Genomic DNA, 6,967 nt, shown 5'->3' on the forward strand with positions numbered 1-6,967 from the left:
TATTTTTACTTTTCAGGTAGCTTTTCACACACATCTAAGTTTATTGCTATAAACTCATTCCAGCTGAATCTTTCTTTATAGTATTTATTGAACTGTAACTCTATTCGGCAAATTTCAGGCCTGTTGTCGTATATTTTACAGTGTTTGGTATTATCATCAAAATGCTCACAAGTACCATCACCTCTATCCAGGTAACTGGTAATAGGTGATAAATTTACGTTTGAGCAGCATTTTCCGCACTTAGTGCATGGAAACTCCATCAAAAATCAAAGCTCTGATCTGATTGCATTAATTGATCAAATTCAGCAAAGTTTTGAAATGGTAACTCACAGTCAAATCTTTCATTTAAAGAATTTAAAGCATTTATATATTGTTCTGGTTCTGCGTTATCTACCGCCAAATCCATAGCTAAAAAAGTCGAGTCAAATATATGTTTTCTTTCTGCAAAGTGTTTATCAAGTAAGCTTTGAAGCTCAGCTCTATTTTTTTGAATTTGTGGAATCGCTTCTAAACAAATAGCGCGTATTTGGTTTCTGCGCTCTTTCGATGCTTTAACAACTGCACTATCACCTAAAGCAACTAAACCAGATTGATGGATCATATTCCCAATAAAATAACCAACCCCCGCTCCAACTAAGGCGCCAACTACAGGAATTGGAATAGCTAACTGACCTAAAGCACCATAGTAAAAGGATGAAGTACCCGTTATAGCTGTATGACTTATATTCTCAGTTAACTCTTCTAATTCAATCTCACCTTTTAAATAAGATACTATATACTTACTTGTATTAACTACTCCAACAGCGATTGCGACAGGCGCAGATGATCTCGTAATACTTTTAGCTAATTGTTCACCTAGGAAGTATGACGAAGAGTGTGTAATACCTTTGCTCATAACTGTCACTGTATAGCCAGTGGCAAAACCCTTTGCACTATTAATCGCAGTATTTAAAGTCGCTTCTGCAAAGTCTTTCTCTCCTTTTATCACAGAGTAACCTTCTGCCAAAAAAGATATTCCACCTGTTAAACTTGCTCCAACTATTCCCGCTTTTAGACCAGATTTGTGCATATCAGTAATAGCAGACTTGAATTTATAATTGTTGGCTATTTTATCTGCTTGCTCTTGGTTTGTTGCATCTAATGCTTCTTGGTAGGTTGTTCCCTCTGAAGCAATATTGTCATGTTGTAATGACTTTTTTAGATTGCGGAGTGTCTGTTCATAATCTTCGGCTTTGAGTGTGCCTTTTTCTATTCTTTGTTTTAATAACTCTTCTATTTTGCTGTGTTGATCACTTGGGGCCAAGCGTAGCATTTCATCGTATTTTTTTTGAGATAATGCAAATGCACTTCTCGCCGCGCTATTGCAAGACTTTGCCTGTATCTCTCGAATCGTTTCTTTACCATTAGAAATAATAATATCAACAGGATCTGTAGGTAGCCCCATACTCGCAGTAGTTCTGGCATATAAGTCACTATCTTTTTTTAAAGCATCAAAGTTAAACTTTAATGTCTCTAGTTGCTCGAACATATGACCTTGAGACTTATCAGCAGCAACATTTTTCCATTTTGATGCAAACTGAGATAACTGGTCTGCATCACCGAATATCCGATATGTTCGCTCTGTTATATCTTGCGTTAAATGTTGAGTGTAGATCCCACCCAAAATAGACGTTGAAGAGTTTATAATGTCCATAAGAAACTTATTAATTAATTCTATATTTAAAAATTCGAGGAGGTTTATCCTGCCTCCTCGAATAACAGGTTACTTAAATTGCTCTAAATACTTTTTAATTGCGTTAACAATTAATTTCATTTTTGGAGTCAGTTCAGATTGCGTGTAACCATAGTAGTCACCGTTTATCATTAACTCCTGATCATCTTCATCTACTCTAATTGATTTGATTTTCTTAATTTCAATACTAAAACGATCATTATATGAGGGCCTGCCATAAATATGTGTATCCGTTATGAAGAAGCCATCTTTGGCACTACCAAAAAGAGTTGTATCAATAAGCACTAAATAGCCATAAGGCTCACTCTTATAGTCACTATCAACTTCATAGTCTTCATGTGCATACGATTTTACAGCTGCAGCTGTTTTATCTCTTAGCTTTTTGCCATACGATAAAGCATATACCCACTTCTGATCGTCAATTTGACTACTGATTTCACGAAAATAGTGCTCTAAATCCTTTTTAGGTTCAGGCTCTTTCTTTACATCAACGTGTTCAGTGTTTGGTTCTAGGCTTGCTAAGTCAGGATGTTGCCCCGAAATAACATCCGATCCAAAACTAGCAATACTACTTGATTGGGATGTTAAGCTCCCATCTTCATTAATTATTACAACTTCTAGTAAGTTCTTTATACTCTTAGCTGTAGCAGCTACCTTAAACACTAGCTTTTTTTCATTTTCTGTATAGCTTGAATAATCAATATTGCGTGCAACTAGGCCACAAAACTCTTTTAGCATAGGATTAAAGAAAGTATTTAATCGAAGAAGTACATCATTAATTTCTTCAAAACGGTGGTGAATACCATCAGTTACGACTTCAGCTGTTTTCATTTGCTCGGCAGCTAATAGCGCTCTATCACGATTTGAATATGCATCTATTTTTGCGCTTTCAGCTTTAGATGCGAGCATCATTCCACCAACGGCTAATACTGGTCCAGCAACTAATCCACCTAGCACAACAGCGCCACCAGCCATCCCATAACCACCTGCTGCTAGCGAACCACCACCTAACCAAGCTAAAGTAGCATTAGTAGCTGCTACACCGGTTAAAGACCCTATTGCAGTACCTGTTGATGCAGTGCCTAAAAAACCAACCCCACCATATGCTGCTAAACCGGCTAATCCACCAGTACCAAGAGCAGTAACACCTCCAGAGAGAACATCATGAGTTGATAATACTGAACTGCTTAAGTTGTCTAAATCAGCTTTATCTACAGCTGGTAATGACTCTAAGCCTTTTATATCACTGTCATTGAAATTAATATTTTTAATTTGACTAAAGCTTTTCACGAAACTCAACAGTGAATTCTCATATATATCGAATTTTGTTCTGCCTAAAACTAACATTGAGTTACTTGCTTGCTCGCGTTTTGAATTTAGCGAGCTTTCTGCATCATCAAATATATTTTTAGCTCTTTTATTAATGCTATCAGCTTCATTATAGTCAGATTTTGCATCTAGCCCTTTTTTAACTCCATAACCACCAAGAGCAACTGCAGCCCCAACGAAAAGTAAAGGTAATGGCATAATTATTCCTCCATGAGCATAACTGAGTCGTTTACGAGGTCTAACTGACGTTGAACCCAATTTTCCAATTCAATTAAATTAGCTTCATTTATGCTTAGTACTGAAGCTATTTCATTGATAAAAACCTTTTCTTCTTTACCGTAATCACCATCTGCATGAGCTAGTCCAATAAGCTCAAGTAACATCGAGACTTTAGCCTTTTTACTGCCAAAAACACCCTTAATTTCACTTAGATTGAAGTTTTCTAATTCAGATACACCTTCGGTACACTGTGACTTAATAAAGTTAATCAACTCCTCTTCGCTTTGATCTATTACATCATCAGATAACATTAAATCACTTGCTAACTTAAGAAGTACTTCTTGCTGTGCTTTGTTGAGGTTTTGTATAAACATCGAATTATTCCTTTATAAATTGTGATGTTTTCAGGCATGAATAAGCCCATCATTAAAATTAATTAATAATTATGAACAAGGGCAAAACACTGAAAATGTTGATTTGTAAGCTAATACACTTTTGAAACGAGCAGGTTGCTCTGCAGTTATTACTTTTTTAGAGGGTATAAATAAAGTGTTCATCTATGAACGTCCTTGTAAAATCCTTTTTCTAAATTCAGTCTATGCCGCAGTAAAAGTTATGTCTAGCAATAAATTACAAACCATTGACTAACTAACGCCATTTTAATTACATAAAACAACTGTTATTTAGCCAAATGAATTATAGTTATTAACCTACCTTCGATAGATGCCTTGTACCTGATATAGATAATTTCCCTTGCGATGCTTTGTCTATATGGTCGCTCCACCAATTCATTAGCTCTCTGCGTTTTTCTATGTATTCAGCTCTATTATAAGCAGAACGAACTTGGTTTTTATCTACATGCGCAAGTGCGGCTTCTATTATATCTGGATTAAACTCATGTTCATTTAATGTTGTGCTGCCAAGCGAGCGCAAGCCATGGCTTACTAATCTACCTTCAAACCCCATGCGTTTTAGAGCCATATTAGCTGTTTCATTGTTGATATGATTTCTCGGGTTTCTGTCTGACGGAAAAACAAAGTCTCTGTGCCCTGAAATTGGTTTTATTGCCTCTAATAACTCTACAGCTTGTTTTGATAAAGGAATAACATGCTCTCTGCGCTTTTTCATACGTTCAGCTGGGATAACCCAAAGTTTATTATCAAAATCGATCTCATCCCACCGAGTACCTGCAGCTTCACCAGGGCGTGTAAGAGTATGTAACTGCCACTCAATTAAAAAGCGAGTTACACGTTTAATTGAAGCTGTAGCAAGCGTTTGCATCAATTCAGGCAACTCTTCAGGTTTTAACGAAGGCATGTTTTGTTTTTGCGGCTTTTTAAAAGTTTCTTTTATTCCAGCAAGCGGATTAGCTTGAATATAACCACTATTAACTGCGTAGGTCATAACTTGGTTTAATCGTTGGCTCAAACGCTTAACTGTTTCTAGGGTACCTTTAGCCTCTATAGGTCTTAATATTTTTATTACCTGTGGTGCGTTAATTTTACCAATTGGGTATTTACCAATAACCGGTAAAACATGGTTATTTAATGAGCGCCAAATATCTTCACCATGAGCTTGAGTAAAATCAGGCTTTTTAACCTCAAACCACTCTAAAGCGACTTTATTTAGTGTTAACTCTTCTTGTGCTCTTTTAAAAGCTAAGGTTTCGTCTCTATGTTCTTTAGGGTCAGTCCCTAGAGCAACCAACTCCCTAGCTTCTTGCGCTAGCTTTCTAGCATTAACAATTGATATATCGGGATACTTACCTAACCCCATGTTAATACGCTTTTTTGTAATTGGATGATAGTAGTTAAAGTTCCAGAGCTTAGAACCACTCTTTCTAACTTTTACTTGTAGGCCATTCCCATCAGATAAAATTATATCTTTATCCTCTGCTTTTGCTTTCTTTAACGCTGTATCGCTAAGTTGCTTCGCTGATCTTGCCATAAAAAATGAACCCTACTCCAATTTAGTATTCTTTATTATGGCAGTTTATTAAAGGAATACCATATTAGATACTAAAGCTTTGAGCTTGGGTGAAACAGGATGGGACGAGATGATACACTAAGTTATTGATTTTATTTTATTACGGGCACAAAAAAGGACGTCCTGAGACGTCCTGATATTGAATAATGGTGGAGGGAGAGGGATTCGAACCCTCGTTAGGGATTAACCTAAACACACTTTCCAGGCGTGCGCCTTCAGCCACTCAGCCATCCCTCCACAGCGTTGCTACATACTAGGTAGTGCAACAAGCGCGCTATAGTATGAAATAGCCGACATAGGTGCAAGGCATTTTTAGTTTTGAGCTTTTAACTGCTCACTTATCATTCATATTTTTTATGCTGTGCACAAAAAACGGCTATGCGGGTGGCATAACCGTTTTTTAGGCGTTAACTTAACGTGCGTTTTTATATTCGTTAATTTTACTTTGCCATTGTGGCGGTAAAATCAAGCATGCGGTTAAGTGATTTAAGTGCGCCTTCGCGTAAGTCCATGTCAACAAACACTTCTTTACCTTTGGGGTCTATCAGAGCTTCTTCAATCGCTTTTAAGCCGTTCATTGCCATCCAAGGGCAATGCGCACATGTTTTACATGAAGCGCCTTCACCGGCAGTTGGAGCGGCAAAGAATTCTTTGTCTGGGCATAGTTGCTGCATTTTATAAAAAATACCGCGGTCAGTTGCTACAATAAACTTTTTGTTGCTCATTGTTTGCGCTGCTTTTATTAACTGGCTGGTTGAACCAACCGCATCAGCAAGGGCAACAATTTCCTCTGGCGACTCTGGGTGTACGAGTACGCCCGCATCTGGGTGCAGCGCTTTCATGTCTTTTAGAGCTTTAGTTTTAAACTCGTCATGAACGATACATGCACCATTCCACATGATCATATCAGCGCCGGTATTCTTTTGAATATAGCTACCTAGGTGCTTGTCTGGGCCCCAAATTATTTTTTCACCTAGTTCATCTAAGTGCTCAACAATTTCCAGTGCACACGATGAGGTTACAATCCAATCTGCACGCGCTTTTACTGCGGTAGAAGTATTTGCATACACTACTACTGTGCGGTCGGGGTGCTGATCGCAAAACGCTGAGAATTCATCTACCGGGCAACCTATGTCTAACGAACAAGTCGCTTCGAGCGTTGGCATAACCACGGTTTTGTTAGGCGTTAATATTTTTGCGGTTTCACCCATAAAACGCACACCCGCTACAATGATCATGTCGGCATCGTGGCGTGTACCAAAACGCGCCATTTCTAGCGAGTCGGCAACGCAGCCGCCGGTTTCTTCGGCTAGTGCTTGTATTTCAGGATCGGTATAGTAATGGGCAACTAATACGGCATTTTTTTCTTGCAGTAGTTGCTTTATACGTGCTTTGTATTCGCCTTGTTCGTTTTGTGTTAACGGTGCTGGCTTAGGAGGGAAAATATAGCCTTCAGGCATAATAGTTTGAGCTAGACTCATGTTCTCGACCACTTCATCTATATTGCATTAATTACGATGAATTATACGAGAATATAAAGCTAAATAACAGCTATCTGCTCAAGGTGTTTATAAATAAAAAGTTGAAGTTTTAAAAAGACGCTATTAAGAAGGGATTGTCTAAAAATGGTGGGGCATGATGGATTTGAACCATCGACCAATTGATTAAAAGTCAACTGCTCTACCAACTGAGCTAATGCCC

At 37.9% G+C, this 6,967-nt stretch carries 6 protein-coding genes and 1 tRNA gene; all 7 read right to left on the reverse strand.

What is annotated here, in order from left to right; genetic code table 11:
• Positions 1–5: 5 nt before the first annotated feature.
• On the reverse strand, positions 6–260 hold the full coding sequence (locus tag AAEY55_RS10255) for a YkgJ family cysteine cluster protein (RefSeq protein WP_350551167.1): 255 nt from the start codon (positions 258–260) through the stop codon (positions 6–8).
• On the reverse strand, positions 260–1,693 hold the full coding sequence (locus AAEY55_RS10260) for a hypothetical protein (protein ID WP_350551170.1): 1,434 nt from the start codon (positions 1,691–1,693) through the stop codon (positions 260–262). The genes AAEY55_RS10255 and AAEY55_RS10260 overlap by 1 nt, the downstream gene beginning before the upstream one ends.
• 69 nt (positions 1,694–1,762) lie before the next feature.
• Positions 1,763–3,259: a hypothetical protein gene (locus AAEY55_RS10265; protein ID WP_350551173.1), complete on the reverse strand. Its 1,497-nt coding sequence runs from the start codon at positions 3,257–3,259 to the stop codon at positions 1,763–1,765.
• Between the two features lie 2 nt (positions 3,260–3,261).
• On the reverse strand, positions 3,262–3,654 hold the full coding sequence (locus AAEY55_RS10270; protein ID WP_350551176.1) for a TerB family tellurite resistance protein: 393 nt from the start codon (positions 3,652–3,654) through the stop codon (positions 3,262–3,264).
• A 331-nt stretch (positions 3,655–3,985) separates the two neighbouring features.
• Positions 3,986–5,227: an integrase domain-containing protein gene (locus tag AAEY55_RS10275; RefSeq protein WP_350551179.1), complete on the reverse strand. Its 1,242-nt coding sequence runs from the start codon at positions 5,225–5,227 to the stop codon at positions 3,986–3,988.
• A 186-nt stretch (positions 5,228–5,413) separates the two neighbouring features.
• A tRNA-Ser gene (locus AAEY55_RS10280) sits at positions 5,414–5,503 on the reverse strand.
• Positions 5,504–5,706: 203 nt separating this feature from the next.
• Positions 5,707–6,747, reverse strand: coding sequence for a quinolinate synthase NadA (gene nadA / locus AAEY55_RS10285; RefSeq protein WP_058373665.1), 1,041 nt, complete (start codon positions 6,745–6,747; stop codon positions 5,707–5,709).
• Positions 6,748–6,967 lie beyond the last annotated feature (220 nt).

It is taken from the genome of Pseudoalteromonas sp. 120-MNA-CIBAN-0494 (assembly GCF_040308885.1).
GTDB classification, from domain to species: domain Bacteria; phylum Pseudomonadota; class Gammaproteobacteria; order Enterobacterales; family Alteromonadaceae; genus Pseudoalteromonas; species Pseudoalteromonas nigrifaciens.